We start from the raw sequence: 18,243 nt of genomic DNA, 5'->3' as shown, positions 1-18,243 counted from the left end.
ATGCCAACATTACACCTGTTTCACCACGCGGGCCTGGCTCGATCAACGCAATTATTGCTGAGCCTTGTTTTAATGCTGCCGCTTACCGCGCTGGCCTCGGCTGGCAAGGTGGTCATCGCCCAGGGTGAGGTTTATGCCCTCGACGCCAATAACGAACAGCGTACCCTGGCACGGCGCTCCGATGTGAACGAAGGCGATACCCTGGTAACCGGTACCGATGGCCGTTTGCAGATTCGCTTCAACGACAACGCGGTGCTGGCCCTGAGCCCGGATTCGCAGTTGAGAATCAGCGAATACCACAGTCGCGGTGCCGGCAACGACCAGGAGCAGGTATTGATGGACCTGCTCGCCGGCGGCTTTCGCACCATCACCGGCAGCATTGGCAGCACGGATCGCGATGCCTACCAGGTACGCACCCCCAACGCCAGCATTGGTATACGCGGTACCCACTATGAGGCTGTTCTGGCCGAATCCAGCCTGTTGCTGGGTGTTTATGACGGCGGCATTGTCGTCAGCAACGAAAACGGCCGTCTGAATGTGGGTCTGGGTGGCAACTTTCTGTTTGCAGAAGTCGGCCCGGCCAGCGCGCCGCGGGGGCTGCTGGAACCACCTGCTCGCTTAAATCAGTCCCCTGTACCGGGGACAGGCCAACCCGGCCAACCGGCACCAGACGATGAGCCGGAAGCAAACCTTGTGGATGACGATGAGGGTGGCCTCTCACTGGAAGAGGCCTTTGCCGGCGATGAACCGCCACCGACCATTCCTCAGTTAACAGACGAGCAAGAGGCTCAATTGCTGGCATTGCTGTCTGAGCTCGACGATGAACTGACCGATCTGGGCGAAAAGGCTGAAAACCAGCCCATAGCGGCGGATGTTCGCCTGACAGAGGCACAGCAAACAGCACTGACCAAAGACCCCGGCAAAGGCTTTATTGTATTAACCGACAGCGACGGCGATGCCGTGCACTTCGTATACCGGGTTGACGGCGGGAATGGCCCGGTTTTTGTCAATTACGAGGGTGAAACCCTCGCCGAGCTGGACACGGGTTATGTGTCGCCCGACCGAGTTTACAAAGGGCCAACGCAGACCGATCCACAAAGCCTGGTCACGCTCGAACGTGAGGATCAGACGGTTGAATGGGGAATCTGGAACGCCAGCCCCAGCGATCCGGCCACCTTACTCGAGAGCAGTACCTCACTGTCGGAGTCCAGCCTGGATACGACACCCTTCTTTTATGTCTTTGCCGAACCGGCAGATCTGACCTCGCTCACGGGTACCCGTTATCTGAGCCTCTGCTCGAGTATGGATTGCATCAATGTCTTAGCATCCAACGGCGAGACACTCTCGAGTGCCGACGGCTATATGGATGTGAATCTGGACGACCTGACGACCTTGGCGGGCATGAATTTGAACATGTCGGACGGCTCCCAGTGGAGCCTGTACTTCAGTGGCGAGGTTAACAACTCTCTGCTCAACACCAATGACCTGTTTATCGACTATGGCCAGGGTGAGCAAGACGTGAGCAGCTACAACCCGGGCGATCAGTCTCCGCAGGCAACAGACCTGACCGGGGAGTTCCAGGGCCTGTTTATCAACAGCGAAAGTCAGGGTCTGGAGTTTGTAGGTGGCTTTGGCGTCTCAAGCGCTGACGCCGATCAGTCCATTTCAGGGGTCTTTCTGATGTCCGGGTCGGGCAGTGAATAAACGACAACCCCTCAATAATAGTGCCTGACCAGGCCGTCAGAGACCGCCTGGCCAGGGTGCACCCCTGCCCCCGCCTTCACTCACTTTTTCCCGCACAGCATGGAATAGCCAGGGGTATTCCAGTATTGTCGGTCAACAGATAACGCGGATGGCACCGCAGCGCCACAAAAATAACATCGGGTAAGTGCTAAACTCATCCCCGACACGCTGAGCAATGCCACCATGCGACCTATATTCTTAAAAACGTTACACTCAACTCATTACTTTCAACTACACGGAATCCGACAGTTATGACAGATCGCCCCTCCTCCCTAGACAAAGCGGACCTGATCGAATGCGGTTACGGACGCATGTTCGGGCCGGGTAATGCCCAGCTGCCGGTCGATAACATGCTGATGATGGACCGCATTGCCCTGATCACCGATGAAGGTGGCCAGTACGGCAAAGGCGAAATCATTGCCGAACTCGACATCAATCCGGATCTCTGGTTCTTCCAGTGCCACTTCCCCGGCGACCCGGTTATGCCCGGCTGCCTGGGCCTGGATGCCATGTGGCAACTGGTCGGCTTCTTCCTCGGCTGGCGTGGTAATGCCGGTAGAGGCCGTGCCCTGGGCGTTGGCGAACTGACATTCAAAGGCCAGATCATGCCGGATGCCAAGAAAGTCGTGTACAAGCTGAACATCAAGCGTGTGATGGAATCCCGCCTGGTCATGGGCATTGCCGATGGCGTGGTTGAATGCGACGGCAAACCCATCTACTTTGCCAAGGACCTGAAAGTCGGTCTGTTCAAACCTGAACAAATGGGAGCCTGAACGTGAGAAGAGTCGTAGTTACCGGCCTTGGCATAGTCTCTTGCCTGGGCAACGATGCCGAGACCGTCACCGAAAGCCTGCGTGAAGGCAAATCGGGCATTCGTTTCAACCAGACATACGCCGATATGGGCATGCGCAGCCACGTCAGCGGCACGCCCGACATCAACCTGGCAGATCACATTGACCGCAAAGCCATCCGTTTTATGGGCAAGGCAGCAGGCTATGCCTACATTTCAATGGACCAGGCCATCAAAGATTCAGGCCTGACCCCCGAGCAAGTCTCAAACATCCGCACCGGCCTGATCGCCGGTTCGGGCGGTGCCGATTCCGACAGTCAGACCGAAGCGGCTGATATTCTGCGCGAAAAAGGCCTGAAGCGGGTTGGCCCCTACCGCGTGACCCAAACCATGGGTTCTACGGTATCAGCCTGCCTGGCCACCCCGTTCCAGATCAAAGGCGTGAACTATTCCATCACTTCAGCCTGTTCCACCAGCGCTCACTGTATTGGTAACGCGGCAGAGCTGATTCAACTGGGCAAACAGGACATTGTCTTCGCTGGCGGCGGTGAAGCCGAGCACTGGACCATGAGCTGCCTGTTCGACGCCATGGGTGCCCTTTCAACCCAGTACAACGACGAACCGGAACGCGCCAGCCGCGCTTACGACGCCAACCGTGACGGCTTTGTCATCGCCGGTGGCGGCGGCATGTTAGTGCTCGAAGAGCTGGAACACGCCAAGGCCCGCGGTGCCAAAATCTACGCGGAAGTCGTCGGCTATGGCGCCACCAGCGATGGCTACAACATGGTCGCACCAAGTGGCGAAGGCGCAGTTCGCTGCATGCAAATGGCGATGAGCACGGTCGATGGCGACATTGATTACATCAACGCCCACGGTACCTCAACACCGGCTGGTGACGTCACCGAACTGAAAGCCGTGCGCACCGTCTTCGGCGATGCGATGCCGCCAGTCGCCTCAACCAAGTCACTCTCCGGTCACAGCCTCGGCGCCGCCGGCGTGCAGGAAGCCATCTACTCCCTGCTGATGATGCAAAACAACTTCATCGCCGCCAGTAAAAACGTTGAAAACCTGGACCCGGAAGCCGGCGATGCCAACGTCGTCATCGAACGCAAAGACAACGTCACCCTGAACCGGGTCATGTCGAACAGCTTCGGTTTCGGTGGCACTAATGCGACCCTGGTTATGCAGCGGTATCAGGGCTAGTTTAGTTGCCGGGAAATCGTGCGGGCCACCGGGTTAACCTGTCCGGGGTCGGCGTAAACCCGTCCATGGGGCCTAGACCGCAGCTTCCTTGCTGCGGACTACCCCGGACAGGTTAACCCGGCAGCCCGCACTTGGTTCGTCGCAAACTAAAAACTAAAGAAATCGGCAAATAAAATCTAGGCGATAACCTCCTTACTGCATACTTATAGACTCCCTCATGAAACTACCAACATCACCATGAATTGTCTTCCAGTCATAAAATTCAACATCATATATTGTCATAGAATATAGAACTCTAAATTCAGGAAAAATCCCCTTAATATTACACACAGACAATTCATTGTAGCAAACAACAAAATAAGCCGAGCCGTCTCTAGGAGTGTAGAGAGATACAGGCTTTCCAGAAGATAAAGATTGATACTCTTGATAATCCCCCCTATCCCTCAAAAACTCTCCATCACGTATATACCTACTTTTAAGGCTGTTTATCATCTCTATCGTTGGCCCAAATGAAAAAGCGACTCTCGCCTTAACCAGACCACCATCTTCTACTGCATGATAGTCACCATCTATCACTTCTATGGGAGGTATAAAACCAGGCATAAACATTTCTAACTCGACACTCGTTTTTGAGCGTTCTCTCCTATTTAAGTAAGAGGCTCTATCCATCTCTCTAGAATACAAACAATCTTCAGAATGACTGAAAGTCACTTTAAAATCTTGAAAGATTATATCCTGATTTATAATACTGCCATCCAAACATCCTATTTCCTCAGAATATACCGGCTCACTAACCAAAGTTAAAAAAGCAACAAAAATTGGAAAAAACCCCTTTAAATTAAGCAAGCACTTATAATTGGAGGTGTTCGCATGAGGTCGATAGGTGAATATCAAATTACTCGTTTCAAAGTTGGCTCGGATCTGAACGTGCGTAAAAAGATAATCCGGCATTCCATTCTCCCTAAAATTTTATCTATTCAATCAAAATATTTTCCACGAATCTTTCGACTTTAGAATATAGTAGCATCCAGTCAAAACTCTTTGGATCCTCAACTTCTGAAACCAAGTACCCATACTGAATATTGCTATCAGATACGAAAACACTAAAAGTACAATAAATCGTCACTCCTCGTTGCAAAGCACAATCCACATAGAAAGACGCATTATTAGCTGGCAACAATCGAGTTCTACCATTTTCGTACTCTGCTACCTTATATTTATAACCATTAACAGTCACTTCCGAAATATTTTCAGTACTTCTTTCCATAAGAAGTGGCTCAGTTACACTCCGAAAGCTGTTACTTTCCAAGCTGTATAAAGTCAAACCTCTAGCATTCAGACCACTACCAAAAATATGCTGTTGCATTTCCTCACCTCGAAAAAGTGCAGCTATTGGCACGTTTAGGACTACAGAACCTACTCCAATCCGTCGGCTAAAACATAATTCGTTTATTAGAATAGAATATGCATAAACCTCTTTGCGCATGATGCTATATTCTGTAAGGTTTCCATCAAGACAAGATTCTGCACTCCCCAATACTTCATTGGTAGATAAAGTTACACATATCAATACAAGATAAAATATAGAATTCTTCATTTCACACCCCTAACCTTCTTAGTATTCACCGAGATATCGCTAGCTGAGTATCTACTTGGGAAAAAATGCATTCCCGAACTCTTTACCTATATTGATTCACCGCCCCTACTACCGCTATAGCATTAACTTCAGATATCATTCCAATAACAACAGTTGCAAAGTAAATAACAAAGATCCCTGCTGCAAATTTACGTAAAAAAATATCATGCGACCTTGTATCCACTTTCTTCCCTGGTGTATTTATCAAAAACTAACTTTAGCTCAAGGCCTCATTACCCATGCGTCGTTTGACCATGAAAGAGCTGTCGAAAATTTAAAGTAAAAAACAAGACACAAGCAACTATCGCTTACTTTTGCGATCGACATCTCAAAAAATGTAATAGCAAAACTATCAGACCCTGAAGCTTAGATTCAACAACCAATAATTCGGTCTATTTTGGAAATCAATTACCCAAAGTCTCAATACAACTAAGGCCATACACAAGTATATGGCCTTTTAATCTCAAACATGTTGCCAAGATTCAGTGCCACTCCATACTGCAACACCGAACATTACACTCAGTTCAAATTGCCCTTCTTATACAACTCTTCAAAGCAATAATTCGTCGCTTCAACAAAGCCTTCAACCGAGCCACAGTCAAACCGGGTGCCTTTGAACCGGTAGGCCATAACAACGCCATCCTGTGCCTGGGTCATCAGTGCATCGGTCAACTGAATTTCATTGTTTTTGCCCGGCGGTGTATCACGCAGTATGTCGAAAATATCCGGCGTTAAAATGTAGCGCCCGATAACGGCCAGGTTGCTGGGGGCGTCTTCTTTCTTGGGTTTTTCGACCATGCTTTTCACGCGGTAGAGACCGTCTTTCATCTCTTCGCCTTCAATGACACCGTATTTGTGAATCTCGTCTTCCGGCACTTCCATCACCGCGACGATGGAGCAGCGGAATTGTTTGAATACCTTGACCATTTGCGCCATGACGTTGTCGCCATCGGCTTCCGGAATGCACAAGTCATCGGCTAGTACGACGCCGAAGGGTTCGCTGCCGATCAGGGTCTCGCCGGCCAGAATGGCGTGGCCGAGGCCTTTCATTTCTTTCTGACGGGTAAAGGAGAAGACGCCTTCGTGCATAACGTGGCGAATGGAGGTCAGGTATTTTTCCTTGTCGGAGCCGTTGATCTGGTGTTCCAACTCGTAGGAAATATCGAAGTGGTCGGCAATGGCGCGTTTGCCGCGGCCAGTTACAAAGCCAATTTCAAACAAGCCGGCTTCAATGGACTCTTCCACCCCGTATTGCACCAGGGGTTTGTTGACGATGGGCAGCATTTCTTTGGGGAGGGCTTTGGTGGCCGGTAGAAACCGGGTGCCATAGCCACCCACGGGAAACAAACATTTGCGGATCATGTTACGTCCTCTTCCAGTGTGTTTAGCGCCACTGAGCTGACCGGTTCGGCCTGGTCTGGCTCAGCGAGTCTGTGTTCAGTCTTGCAATTCCCTGACCAGTAACATTTTTGGCGCGACCTTTGCGATGCAAAACAACAAGGTCACTGTCTCTACAGCCCTTGTTGGGCGGGAGCGGTGCCCGGGTCAGCCAAAGGGAACGGCCAGCCCTTAAATCGACCATCATTCTGCACCAAAATGGTCGGCAGCACCAATACGGTGCATGCCGGATCAAGTCGTGCCAAACTCAGACTGAATTGTGACGCAAAAGTATAACCGCGAACAAGAGGACGCATTATGACAAGCCAGGACGGTTCACTGGACCGGTTGAAAATATCAGCCCACACGCGGCTGGCTCGGCTGTATGGTGCCCACCGTGCGGAAGCGATTACCGACCAGTTGATGGGTCTGGTACAACGCTACCAGCCTGTCATCTACCATCACACCCGGGACCCCGGGCTGGACGAAACGGATACCCTGCTGATCACCTATGGTGATGCCATTCGCCAGCGCGAAGAACCGGGGCTGATGCAGCTGGAGCGGTTTCTGGAAGATTTCTACCCCGACCTGATCACCAATATTCATCTATTGCCCTTTTACCCCTACAGCTCCGACGACGGCTTTTCGGTCATCGATTTCAAACAGGTTCGCCCCAGTGTTGGCCAATGGGACCACATTGATGCCCTGGCCCGCCGCTTCGGCATCATGTTCGATCTGGTTCTGAACCATTGCTCGCGCGAAAACCTCTGGTTCATCGAGTACATTCAGAATCAGGAACCCGGCTGCAATTACTTTATCGAGATGGACCCGCAGACCGATGTCTCCGAGGTGGTAAGGCCACGTTCCAGCCCCTTATTGGCCCCCATCCATACGCATAGGGGCACGCGTCATGTCTGGGCGACGTTCAGTGAAGACCAGATCGATCTGAACTACAGCAACCCCGATGTGTTGCTGGCGATGATGGATATTTTTCTATTCTACCTGTCAAAGGGCGCACGGCTGGTGCGACTCGATGCGGTGGCGTTTCTGTGGAAGGAACTCGGCACCTCCTGCATTCACCTGCCGCAGACCCACGAAGTGGTCAAACTCATGCGGGATCTGGTCGATGCCATTGCGCCCTGGGTGGAACTGGTGACCGAAACCAATGTGCCGCATCAGGAAAATCTGTCGTACTTTGGCCAGGGCGACGAAGCCGCCATGGTCTATCAGTTCGCCCTGCCCCCACTGATTCTCTACACCCTGAACCGGGGCAATGCCGACCTGCTCACCAACTGGGCGCTGACACTCGCCCCGCCACCGGAGGGCGGCACTTATCTGAACTTCACCGCCAGCCACGACGGTGTGGGTCTGCGTGCACTAGAGGGTATTCTGCCGCCTTATGAAATCCAGAGCCTGCTGGACTGCATGCACCAGTTCGGTGGCTACGTCAGCATGAAAGCAAACCCCCGCGGGCCGGACAGCCCCTATGAAATCAACATCAGTTATTTCGATGCACTCAGGGGCACCCGAACCGGCCCGGATCAATGGCAGATTGAGCGCTTTCTCTGCTCACAGACGCTGATGATGACGCTTCAGGGCGTTCCGGCTTTTTACCTGCAATCACTGATCGCCACGCCCAACGACATTGCCGGCGTCGAGCGCACCGGCCGGTTGCGTTCCATTAACCGCAAAATCTGGGACTGGGGACCACTTACCGAAGCCATGAAGGATGCACGGCATCCATCTCATCTGGTCAGCCAGGAACTGGCACACCGGCTTCGTTTGCGTAAAGGCAGTAAGGCGTTCCACCCGGCCAGCCGGCAGCGGGTACAGGATCTGGGGTCGAGCTTTTTCGTGGTGATACGCGACAGTGAACAACAGCGGGTATATGGCGTTTTTAACGTTACCTCAGTCACCCAAACGCTGGCACTGATGCGACTGGTCCCAAAAAATGAAGATCACCAATACCGGGATTTGATCAGTGAAGCGGTTTACAACGAAGAAGATGATTTGGTATTGCAGCCCTACCAGTGCCTTTGGCTGGTTGCTGCCGATAAACCGTAAAAAACCTCGCACGACTAAGGAGGGTTTCGTCGGCGAGGATTGGGTAACTGAGTCACTCACGTGTCGGCGTTCGCCCAGCGACTAGCGGTGGCTTCCGGGGGTGTCTCTGCGCTCCAATGGCACCTGGCAGCCTCCAGCTCCGACATTTGATCAAAGCAAAGGGCATTACATTAGGATGAACACCACACACAATGCAGTCAAAATGCCCAACACCAGATTGAACATCCTTAGTCGTGCCGGATCTTCCAGCCAGCGGCGTAACTGGGAGCCAAGCACTGCCCAGACGCAACTGCACGGGTACGTCATCAGCGCGAACATAAAAGCCACGGTCAACGCACTTGGCCAATAAGCATCGCCCGGCAAACTGAAGGCGGCTATGCCGGTAATCGCCATGGCCCAGGCCTTGGGGTTCACGACCTGAAACAAGGCCGCGTGCCACCAGCGCATCGGGCGAGCTTCGCCGTCGACCCTTGCCATACCGCCTGCCGTGGCAATGTTCCAGGCGAGCCACAGCAAGTAGATCGACCCAGTGATTTTCAACGCCCAATGCAGTTGCGGCATCGCCAGCAACAGCGCGCCTATGCCACTGGCAACCACTAAGTTGAGCGTTAGAAACCCGATGCATATACCGGTAATGTGCGGCATGGTACGGCGCAACCCGAAGTTCATGCCGGAGGCCGTTACCATTAATACATTGGGCCCCGGTGTTATCGTTGTACTGAAGGTGTAAATCGCGATCGGAAGTAAAAACCCGAGGGTTAAAGCGTCCATTTAGTCAGGCCTCTCAGGCTGCAACGTCAGCCCCGGTTTAAGAAGGGTCAGTCGACCAATTCGATATTGATCCGTTTGTTTTGCTTGCCTTTGCTTTTGATACTGGGAATTCGCACCTTCCCTATTTCAGCAATGTTATTCACGTGAGTACCACCACAGGGCTGATAATCCAAGCCTTCAACCCGCACCATCCGAATGGCACCGTGTCCACGCGGTGGTTGCACACTCATGGTCCGCACCAGCTCCGGCTGTTCATCCAGAATCGATTCAGGTAACCACTCGGTCGATACCAAAGCCCCCTCGGCAATGGTGGCGTTCAACCGTGCTTCCAATTCGGCTTTGTCGAGTGGTTCCGACAGATCAAATTCAGCCCGGCTCAGGTCGGTACCAACATTACCGCCGGTAACCGGGTCTTTGATCAGGTAGCACAGCAAATGCAGGCAACTGTGCATGCGCATGTGACGATGGCGGCGTGCCCAGTTCAGGGTGATCGTTACCCCATCGCCTTCGCTAAGACCAAGCCCTTCGCACGCGGCTTCATCCAAAAAATGTTCAATGGCTGACCGGTCCGGACTGTAGCGAGTGTCAACAATGGCAATGCGCTGATCACCGACGATCAGTTCGCCGCTATCGCCCGGCTGACCACCGCCATGCGGATAAAAAATCGTATCGGTCAACACCAGCCGGTTGCCCTCGAGGCGAACCACCTGGGTATCAAGTTCGGTTTGATAGGCATCCTGATAGAAACGATAAGGGTTCATAAACCTTCCTTTGTATCGATACAATATTTTTTTGAATATCCTAAATCAGACGCAAAGATCAATCATGCTAACTCTAGTTTCGGAGTTCGCGATGGGTAAGCGCCGGGTGGTGGGGCTGCTTCTGTGGGGGTATCTGAGGCATGGATGCCGAAGTTAAGCTTACATGGATGTATTTACAGCGACCCCACAGAAGTAGCCCCACCACCCGGTGCGGACTCATGCCAATACACCTGATTCGAACTCCGAAACTTGGAATGCCGGATATAAGCATCAATGACACATTGGATCTGTATTTGTGTTCGACAAAAGCAAACAATTGCAGTGTAATACGACGACAATTCACTGCAAGCAGTTCTTTGTCACCATGACAATCCTAACACTGACCGGTCAAACCGGCCCCAAATACAAGGCGCTGGCCAACAGCATCGAACGCGCCGTTCACGATGGCGAACTCAAGCCCGGCGACCGTCTGCCAACGCACCGGCAGCTGGCCGAAGAGCTGGGTGTTACTGTTGGCACCGTCACCCGCGCCTATGCCGAGGCGGAGCGTCGCCGGTTGATCGAAGCCCGGGTCGGCAGCGGCACCTTCATTCGCGGTTTGAACCCCGGCACCGCCAGCTTCAAAGTCACCGATTCAACCGTCGACACCGGTATCGATCTGGGTTTTAGCATTGCACTGGAAATGGATCAGTCTGAACAACTTACCCGCACCCTGGCAACGCTGCAGCACTCTGATGTATTGCCTCACCTGTTGCGCTACCAGTCTGAATTTGGCCTTGCGCATCACCGTGAAGCAGGCCGTCGCTGGCTGCTAAAAACCGGCCTCGGCGACTTCAACAGTGACGATTTACTGGTCACCCTGGGCGGCCAACACGGGTTCTACGTTGCGCTCAATGCCCTGCTGCAACCCGGCGATGGCCTGGCCTGTGAGGGGCTGACCTATCCGGGGCTAGTCGCAGCGGCAACGCAGCAGAACCTGCGACTGATGCCGCTGGCGATCGACGACCAGGGCTTGACGCCCGACGCACTGGAAAGCCAGTGCCAGCGCCACCCGCCACGGGTGCTGTACCTGATGACCCGGATGCAGAACCCAACCGGCGGTTCAATGTCGCAACAGCGAATTGATGAGCTGGCGCTCCTTTGCCGACAGTACCAAATCACCGTTGTTGAAGACGACGTACAGGGTTGCCTGGGCGATCCGGCCCAGCCTTCCTTTAGCCTGCGCCACCCGGACATCACCGTTACCATCGCCAGCCTGTCCAAGGCGTTGTGCGGTGGCTTGCACGTCGGTTTTATGCGCGCCCCCGAAGAATGGGTGAATGCCATCGGCGCGGCTTTTCGCGCCACCTGCTGGATGGCCATTCCGCTGACCACAGAAGTTGCCTGCGACTGGCTGAACAACGGCTATGCCGATCAACTGCTGGCCCGTCAGCAGGCCGAGATCGACTGGCGCCAAAACGCAGTCTGCGAACGGTTGAAACAATCAGGGCTCACCCCGCGCGGCGGCGGCTTCAACGTCTGGCTGGACTTACCCGCACCCTGGCGCGCGGTCAACCTGGTTGCGCGCGCGGCCGAGCATCGCATTCAACTGAAACCGGCCGAAGTGTTTGCGGCGGGGCAATTCGCTGCCCCCCAGGCAGTACGCATCTGCATCGGTGGCCGGCTAAAACGCGATACGCTGCTCAGCGCCATCGACACCCTGATCGACCTGATCCAGAGCCCTGGCAACGCCCAGGATTCACTGACCAACATTTGAGGCAACTATGATATCCGCAACGCGCAGCGGCGCTTTTTACGCACTGACCGCCTACATTCTGTGGTCAGTAGCCCCCATCTATTTCAAAGTTATGGGCGACGTCGCAGCAGCGGAACTGTTGTCGCACCGCATCATCTGGTCGTTTCTGTTAACACTGGGTTTGATATTCCTGTTTCGCAAACGCGATGCGCTGATGACCGCGCTGCGCTCATCACGAACCCGCTGGAATTTGCTCGCCTCGACGATACTGATCGGGTTTAACTGGGGGTTGTTCATCTGGGCGGTGCAAAGCAATTACATGCTCAGCGCCAGCCTCGGTTATTACATCAACCCGCTGATGAACATTCTGCTCGGCATGATCTTTTTCCGGGACCGGCTCGACCGGGTACGCACCATCGCCGCGTTGCTGTGTGTCGCCGCCGTCGCGTTCGAACTGATCCAGTTCGGTCGCCTGCCCTGGGTTGCCTTACTATTGGCCACCAGCTTTGCGCTGTACGGCCTGGTGCGTAAAAAAATTGGCGTCGACAGTTTCACTGGCATGGCACTGGAAACCGGTTTACTGCTGCCCGTTGCCGCCGGCTATTTGTTGTTGACCACCAGCCCGACCAGTAATCTGATCGAAAACACCTGGTCAATCAACCTGCTGCTGTTCGCCGCAGGCCCAGTCACCATGGTGCCGTTAATGTGCTTTGCGGCCGCGGCCAATCGCATCAGTCTGACCGCACTCGGTTTCTTTCAATACATTGCCCCGAGCGGCATGTTTCTGCTGGCGGTGTTCGTTTACGACGAAACCCTGAGCCCGGGCAAGCTGGTTACGTTCGGTTTGATCTGGACAGCCTTGCTGCTATTGACGCTCGACTCGTTGCGTACCCTTGGGCGCAACCAGTCTGCCAAACGCGCCCTCAAAGCATCCAACGCTGCCACCAGTCCCAAATAAACAGCAACGACAAGGCAACAAAAATCACCCCGGCGCCCCGGTCGATCCAGTGGCGCCGGGTTAAAAACCGGCGTTGCAAAACCGGTTGCGACAACACCCAACCAACCAATCCAAACCACAAGCTGGTGACCACAAACACATAGCCAACCAGCGCAGACTGCATCCATCCGTTCAGGCCGTCTACCAACTGCAGCAAGATGGCCGAGAAAAACAGCAGCGCTTTCGGGTTCAGCACATTGGTCAGAAACCCCTGCCAGAAATCACTGCGGTCGCTAACCCTGGCGGAACTGTCGAGCGGTTGCCCCGGCGGTGTCGGTTGCGCACTCAACCCACCCCAACCGAGATACAGCAGATACCCTATCCCCAGCCAGGGAAGCGTCATCGCCAACCAACGGCTCGACTGCACCAGAGCAGACACACCCAGCACAGCAACCAGGGTATGGAGAGTAACCCCCAAACCTATGCCCAGGGCATTCAGCGTGCTGGCACGCTTACCCCGGGTAAGCGCCGATTTAACCACCAGCGCAAAATCCGGCCCCGGGCTAATTACCGCGGCGGTATACACCAATACAAAAGGCCACCAGGCGGGCATAACACTCTCCAACACAATGAGTAAACAACGTTCGAAGACTACCAGAAGCCGGAACAGAATGGCGAGCGAGGCCGGGCATTCGCCAAACTGGGAGCTCGCCCCTTATACTGCGAACAAGACCCTGCAGAGATTCGCGCCATGCATACCCGCCCGATTCAGGACCGCATCGACTGGCTGCTCGACCTGAGCCGCACCCACTCGGAACGCTTTTGCGACCCAGAAAATCACCTGGCGCGACAGCGTTACCAGGCTGAACACAGCACTGAAATCATCGCACTGAAATGCATGGACGGTCGCATCCACCTGCCCCACGCCACCCAAACCCCCCTGGGTATCATTCGCCCGTTTCGCAACCTCGGTGGCATCTTCGACCTGGGCTGGCCTTACTTGGGAGATCTTCTGGCGGATATGGTCAGTGATTCGATTCGTCAGGGTCGCCGCGTACTGGTGATCATCACCTATCACTTTTCCAGAGGCGATACCGCGCGCGGCTGTGCGGGGTTCAATTGCGATCACGAAGCGGCGCTGGCCCACGCGCAAGGCATTAAAGCGCAAGTCGAGGCCATTTTCGGGGCTGGTCATCAAAGCGTTTACCCACTGGTCTGTGGATTCGAGACCGACGAAGATGCCCTCATCCTGCACAACAAGGCAGACAACCGGCTCGACCTCTCAACCCTGGTTTCAGTCCAGCACCCAGACTTGCCCGCCCGTCTGGAGGCCATGTTTACTGATATGCCCGGTCAGGTACGGCATGACCTGATGCCCCTATTGGCGGGCAACATCCGCCATATCGCTGAGATTCGCAGCAGCAACCGTGAACTGGCCGTCGAGCACCGGGAATGGACACTGTGCGTGGGTCGCGGCTTTGATTTTCTGCACGTCCCTAACATCGCGCTGATCATCGGCCCTTTCAGCCCGGATTTATCGCACCCCATTCAAAAGGCGGCGGGCATTATTCAGGGCAATATGGATAAGGGCCGCATCCCCGATGACGGCTTTCTGCTGCTTTCGTCGGCCCCCTATCAGGAACCCGGCCCCGATCGGGCACGCGCTGAAATGAAGGCGCGCTTTATGGCCGACTTTACCGCAACCGTGATTCGGGATTGCCAGCCACAGCTGGCAGAAAAGATGATCAGCCGTACCGCCATTCTGAACTGGCCAACCCGACGGCTTGAAGTATTTGAATAAGCCGCACCCGGCACAGTGACAGTTTGGCTAGTCTGTATCACGGGCCAGCTTGCTGGCAAAATCCGCAGCCGGCATCGGGTGACCCAGGAAATAACCCTGACCAAAATTGCACTGCAATCGGGTCAGTGTTTGTTGCTGTGCCCGTGTCTCCAACCCTTCGGCAACACTCTGTATTCCCAGGCTGGACGCCAGTTGAATGATGCTGGTTACAATGTCCATCGCACTGGGGTGCTCATCAATGGCGCTGATGAAAGAGCGGTCAATTTTCAGCTGATCGACCGGAAAGCGATGCAGGTAAGACAAGGATGAATAGCCGGTTCCAAAATCGTCCAGTGACAACTGCACGCCCAGCCGCTTGAGCTGATGCATGATGGCAATAATGCTGTCGGAATGATGCAGCAAGACCGTCTCGGTGAATTCCAGCAACAACTGATCGGCCACCAGGCCCGAGTTAGCCAGAGCCGTTTTCACCGATTGCAGTACATTGCCCCGGTAGAACTGGTCTGCCGCCAGGTTCACCGAAACCCGACACGGCAAGCCCTGCTGATGCCAGTTCGCCGCTTCAGCGCAGGCCGTTTGCAACACCCAGTGACCCACTTCCACCATCAGCCCATGTTCTTCGAGCAGGTACATGAACTCGCCGGGCGCCAGAACACCACGGTCGGGATGGTTCCAGCGCAGCAAGGCCTCGGCACCGGTCAGGCGGTTATCCGAAAGACGATACAAGGGCTGATAATACAACTCGAATTCATTGTTGCGTATGGCATGCTGCAACTGGGACAACAACACTAGGTGTTCATGGGCTGCCTGGTTCAGTTCATGCGTAAAATAGCAGTACTGGCCCCGCCCGCTCTTTTTCGCCGAATACATGGCGGTGTCGGCGGTACGCAACAAATCGTGAGCGCTGTCACCGTCTTCCGGGTAGAGGCTGATGCCAATGCTGGCGCCCAGCTTGAGCGGTTGATTCCTGACGAAAAACGGGGCTTCCAGCTCATGCATCACCTTGGCAGCCACTGTTGATGCGATTGTGTCAAAACCGATATCGGGCAAACAGATAACAAACTCATCACCCCCCAGGCGGGCGATGGTATCGCTGCTGCGAACACAGCGCTGAAGCCGCACGGCTACTTCCCTAAGCAAAACATCACCGGTTTGATGACCCAGGGAGTCGTTCACGTGTTTAAACCGGTCGAGGTCGATCATCAACACCGCGGTTCGAGACTGCCGACGCCTCGCCAATTCGATGGCCCCGTCAACGCGATCCTGCAACAGCGACCGGTTAGGCAATCCAGTCAGCTCATCGTGATGCGCCATGTACTGAATCCGAGCTTCGGCCCGGGCCCGATCAATCGCAATGCCGGCCAGATGAACGGCCGACGCAATGAGTACCCGCTGTTCTTCGCCGGGGCCTCTCACATCGCGGTAATAAATGGCAAAGGACCCCAACACCTGGTTTGACTGAGTAGTGATGGGGGTGGACCAGCATGCTTTAAGCCCGGCGCCAAGTGCCAGCTCACGATAGTCATCCCAGAGCGGGTCGGTCGCGATGTCAGTGACTTCAATCGTCTGGTTCAAATACATGGCGGTACCGCAGGAACCCGCCCTGGGTCCAATAGCGGCACCAATCAGCGCGCGGCAGTATTCTTCCGGCAAACTCGGCGCAATACTTTGTCCTATGGATTGACCACTGTCATCAAGGAGCACGATCGACGCCAGCCCAACATGCCCCTGAGCTTCCACCCAATGCGCCAATTGACGCAAAATGGATTCCAGCGGCGCGTGGGCGGCAATCAGTTCCAGAACGTCATACTGACCGGTGCGCAAAGCCTCTGCCCGCTTGCGCTGATCAATCTCCTCTTTTAAGTCCCGTGTCAGCCGGTAGAGGTTCTCGGTGATGTGCTCGTTGTATTCCAGCGCTCGCGCCAGTTCCTGGGTACGCTGCTGCACCGTTGCTTCCAGTGTCAGCGCCGTCTGAAACAGCCCAAAATCAGATCCCTGTTGCGACATGCTGCGTTCGGATCGGTCCATCAGGGCGTCGATGATTTTGTGGAGCCGGCGAATCTCAGCGTCTGGCCCTGGCTCATCGGCCTCTGTTGCATGACCCGCCGGCGACCTGGGCTTCATGGTTGCGCCTCCTCCGGATACCCAATCGCCAGACCGGTAAAGGTCTGGTTTACGTGCACACCGCCGAACTGCTCGCCATAGGAATTGAAGCCAAGGGTATTGCAGGCCTGCGTCAGGGCACTCGCCCGGGCAGTATCGTCGTTTTGCCCCATCTCGAGCTTGCGCAGCACACAATCAAACGCCAGCAACACTTGCGGCGAACCCAGGCTCTGCCGCACAGATTCCAGAGAGAGTCGCAGGTTTTCAATCAGATCCACGCCCCGGGCAACCCGGAACACCAGGCCAGCTTCAATGGCGCAGTAAAAGCTCAGGCTGCCATCCGGGTTAGCCTGCCGAATGGACCGCACGTACTCCTTGCCTTCGATCATCACCACCACCGGTGACGCTGCAAACCGCATCAGGTTCAGATCATCCACATCAACACCGGTCAGGCGTGCGTATTCGGCGGCAGCGGGCAATCCGTTGATTTCAGTGACCAGCCGCCGCTCCGGGTCTGCAGCCGTGATCACCAGTCGCTGATCGGTCGCAACAAAGTGCTGGGACTTCACCAGCGCAATGGAACATTGGGTCGACATCAGCAACATCAGCGCGCTGTTGGTATGAAACTGGCCCTGATGAAACACCCAGGTATCCTCGAACACCAGGTCATCACCTGTCGACCCTCCCACAATGGGAATGGTGGGTAAACTATTAAAGAGCGTTCGGGTTACCGCGTCTTCGCGCTGGGAGACGCCATCGATCAGTAACATGGCAAAGGTATTGGGTAACTCGCCTTTTTGGTTCTCATGGCGCAGCACCAGACTGTGAGCAAAGGTTTGCAAGCGGCCGACTTCTGCTAACTTCAGACTGTCGAGCCGCGCCACGGAGGCCACAAAATGATCGGCCGGGAAGCTGGCCCCGCTGATACTGTGATCACAATACCCTTCAGGCCCTATTTCTCCGGCGGTGGTACAGCCAATGACTGGGGTGTCACTAAACAGCTGATTAATCGTATTGGCCAGAATAGCCAGGTCATAGCGACTCGAACAAAAAAAGATCACCAGACTGGCGTTAGGCTGACTGATTTGCTGGTGCAAGTCCCGAACGGCCGCTTCGGGATCGGACAGAGTGGATTGGCCAAGCTTCACACAACGCGTCAATTGAAACCCTCCGATCACAGGCGCACGTCCAACCCGGACGACTAAGAACTTGCCATCGCCAAAGCCTAGTCCAGAAGCGGCTGCTCAGCCAGACAACCATAAAGGTCGCGCATTCACAAAGTGACGGCGTGCTGCTGATAACTGCTGTGAGCGCAGCTCAGT

Annotated in this window: 15 protein-coding genes; 7 read left to right on the top strand and 8 right to left on the bottom strand. The window is 54.6% G+C overall.

The genetic code is table 11. The annotated features are described in order from the left end of the window. The 3 genes from EP166_RS01125 to fabB all read left to right on the top strand — a co-directional run bounded on the left by EP166_RS01125 (position 1) and on the right by fabB (position 3,736). Complete coding sequence (locus EP166_RS01125; protein ID WP_127554971.1) at positions 1-1,704, top strand: FecR family protein; 1,704 nt, start codon at positions 1-3, stop codon at positions 1,702-1,704. Between the two features lie 290 nt (positions 1,705-1,994). Then, positions 1,995-2,516 (top strand): bifunctional 3-hydroxydecanoyl-ACP dehydratase/trans-2-decenoyl-ACP isomerase, encoded by a 522-nt coding sequence (gene fabA, locus EP166_RS01120; protein ID WP_028669714.1) that lies wholly within the window; start codon positions 1,995-1,997, stop codon positions 2,514-2,516. A gap of 2 nt (positions 2,517-2,518) precedes the next feature. After that, complete coding sequence (gene fabB, locus EP166_RS01115; protein ID WP_127554970.1) at positions 2,519-3,736, top strand: beta-ketoacyl-ACP synthase I; 1,218 nt, start codon at positions 2,519-2,521, stop codon at positions 3,734-3,736. Between the two features lie 192 nt (positions 3,737-3,928). On the opposite strand, the gene EP166_RS01110 is transcribed toward fabB, so the two are convergent. The 3 genes from EP166_RS01110 to galU all read right to left on the bottom strand — a co-directional run bounded on the left by EP166_RS01110 (position 3,929) and on the right by galU (position 6,734). Then, positions 3,929-4,687, bottom strand: coding sequence for a hypothetical protein (locus EP166_RS01110; protein WP_127554969.1), 759 nt, complete (start codon positions 4,685-4,687; stop codon positions 3,929-3,931). 22 nt (positions 4,688-4,709) lie between these two features. Next, complete coding sequence (locus EP166_RS01105) at positions 4,710-5,333, bottom strand: hypothetical protein (protein ID WP_127554968.1); 624 nt, start codon at positions 5,331-5,333, stop codon at positions 4,710-4,712. Between the two features lie 558 nt (positions 5,334-5,891). After that, on the bottom strand, positions 5,892-6,734 hold the full coding sequence (gene galU / locus EP166_RS01100; RefSeq protein ID WP_127554967.1) for a UTP--glucose-1-phosphate uridylyltransferase GalU: 843 nt from the start codon (positions 6,732-6,734) through the stop codon (positions 5,892-5,894). A gap of 333 nt (positions 6,735-7,067) precedes the next feature. Here galU and EP166_RS01095 point away from each other — a divergent pair, with 333 nt between their 5' ends. Further along, positions 7,068-8,813, top strand: a complete 1,746-nt coding sequence (locus tag EP166_RS01095) for a sugar phosphorylase (protein WP_127554966.1) — start codon at positions 7,068-7,070, stop codon at positions 8,811-8,813. Between the two features lie 165 nt (positions 8,814-8,978). Here the strand turns inward: EP166_RS01095 and EP166_RS01090 are convergent, their stop codons facing one another. Together EP166_RS01090 and EP166_RS01085 are read right to left on the bottom strand one after the other, a co-directional pair. Next, positions 8,979-9,584, bottom strand: coding sequence for a LysE family translocator (locus EP166_RS01090; protein WP_127554965.1), 606 nt, complete (start codon positions 9,582-9,584; stop codon positions 8,979-8,981). Positions 9,585-9,631: 47 nt separating this feature from the next. After that, complete coding sequence (locus tag EP166_RS01085; RefSeq protein ID WP_127554964.1) at positions 9,632-10,345, bottom strand: alanyl-tRNA editing protein; 714 nt, start codon at positions 10,343-10,345, stop codon at positions 9,632-9,634. Positions 10,346-10,709: 364 nt separating this feature from the next. On the opposite strand from EP166_RS01085, the gene EP166_RS01080 reads away from it, so the two are divergent. Both EP166_RS01080 and rarD read left to right on the top strand, forming a co-directional pair. After that, positions 10,710-12,101, top strand: coding sequence for an aminotransferase-like domain-containing protein (locus EP166_RS01080; protein ID WP_127554963.1), 1,392 nt, complete (start codon positions 10,710-10,712; stop codon positions 12,099-12,101). A gap of 7 nt (positions 12,102-12,108) precedes the next feature. Next, positions 12,109-13,038, top strand: coding sequence for an EamA family transporter RarD (rarD, locus tag EP166_RS01075; RefSeq protein ID WP_127554962.1), 930 nt, complete (start codon positions 12,109-12,111; stop codon positions 13,036-13,038). Here rarD and EP166_RS01070 read toward each other — a convergent pair. Next, a complete protein-coding gene (locus EP166_RS01070) occupies positions 13,004-13,630 on the bottom strand; it encodes a LysE family translocator (RefSeq protein WP_127554961.1) in 627 nt (208 codons plus the stop codon). The genes rarD and EP166_RS01070 overlap by 35 nt on opposite strands. Positions 13,631-13,768: 138 nt before the next feature. On the opposite strand from EP166_RS01070, the gene EP166_RS01065 reads away from it, so the two are divergent. After that, positions 13,769-14,818 carry a carboxysome shell carbonic anhydrase domain-containg protein gene (locus EP166_RS01065; protein ID WP_127554960.1) on the top strand — a complete coding sequence of 350 codons (1,050 nt, stop codon included), beginning with the start codon at positions 13,769-13,771 and terminating at the stop codon, positions 14,816-14,818. Between the two features lie 27 nt (positions 14,819-14,845). Here the strand turns inward: EP166_RS01065 and EP166_RS01060 are convergent, their stop codons facing one another. Beyond that, complete coding sequence (locus EP166_RS01060; protein ID WP_127554959.1) at positions 14,846-16,942, bottom strand: putative bifunctional diguanylate cyclase/phosphodiesterase; 2,097 nt, start codon at positions 16,940-16,942, stop codon at positions 14,846-14,848. Beyond that, positions 16,939-18,081 carry an FIST N-terminal domain-containing protein gene (locus EP166_RS01055; protein ID WP_127554958.1) on the bottom strand — a complete coding sequence of 381 codons (1,143 nt, stop codon included), beginning with the start codon at positions 18,079-18,081 and terminating at the stop codon, positions 16,939-16,941. The genes EP166_RS01060 and EP166_RS01055 overlap by 4 nt, the downstream gene beginning before the upstream one ends. Between the last annotated feature and the right edge of the window lie 162 nt (positions 18,082-18,243).

The sequence above is a fragment of the Saccharospirillum alexandrii genome (assembly GCF_004000275.1).
Lineage (GTDB): Bacteria > Pseudomonadota > Gammaproteobacteria > Pseudomonadales > Natronospirillaceae > Saccharospirillum > Saccharospirillum alexandrii.
The sequence above is the reverse complement of the archived record's forward strand: the minus strand, read 5'-3'. Positions and strand labels throughout refer to the sequence as shown.

Coding starts and splice junctions, on each gene's coding strand:
- EP166_RS01085 (WP_127554964.1), bottom strand. CDS start 10,345: ATGAACCCTTATCGTTTCTATCAGGATGCCTATCAAACCGAACTTGAT.
- EP166_RS01070 (WP_127554961.1), bottom strand. CDS start 13,630: ATGCCCGCCTGGTGGCCTTTTGTATTGGTGTATACCGCCGCGGTAATT.
- EP166_RS01080 (WP_127554963.1), top strand. CDS start 10,710: ATGACAATCCTAACACTGACCGGTCAAACCGGCCCCAAATACAAGGCG.
- EP166_RS01090 (WP_127554965.1), bottom strand. CDS start 9,584: ATGGACGCTTTAACCCTCGGGTTTTTACTTCCGATCGCGATTTACACC.
- EP166_RS01105 (WP_127554968.1), bottom strand. CDS start 5,333: ATGAAGAATTCTATATTTTATCTTGTATTGATATGTGTAACTTTATCT.
- fabA (WP_028669714.1), top strand. CDS start 1,995: ATGACAGATCGCCCCTCCTCCCTAGACAAAGCGGACCTGATCGAATGC.
- EP166_RS01125 (WP_127554971.1), top strand. CDS start 1: ATGCCAACATTACACCTGTTTCACCACGCGGGCCTGGCTCGATCAACG.
- EP166_RS01065 (WP_127554960.1), top strand. CDS start 13,769: ATGCATACCCGCCCGATTCAGGACCGCATCGACTGGCTGCTCGACCTG.
- galU (WP_127554967.1), bottom strand. CDS start 6,734: ATGATCCGCAAATGTTTGTTTCCCGTGGGTGGCTATGGCACCCGGTTT.
- EP166_RS01060 (WP_127554959.1), bottom strand. CDS start 16,942: ATGAAGCCCAGGTCGCCGGCGGGTCATGCAACAGAGGCCGATGAGCCA.
- EP166_RS01095 (WP_127554966.1), top strand. CDS start 7,068: ATGACAAGCCAGGACGGTTCACTGGACCGGTTGAAAATATCAGCCCAC.
- rarD (WP_127554962.1), top strand. CDS start 12,109: ATGATATCCGCAACGCGCAGCGGCGCTTTTTACGCACTGACCGCCTAC.
- EP166_RS01110 (WP_127554969.1), bottom strand. CDS start 4,687: ATGCCGGATTATCTTTTTACGCACGTTCAGATCCGAGCCAACTTTGAA.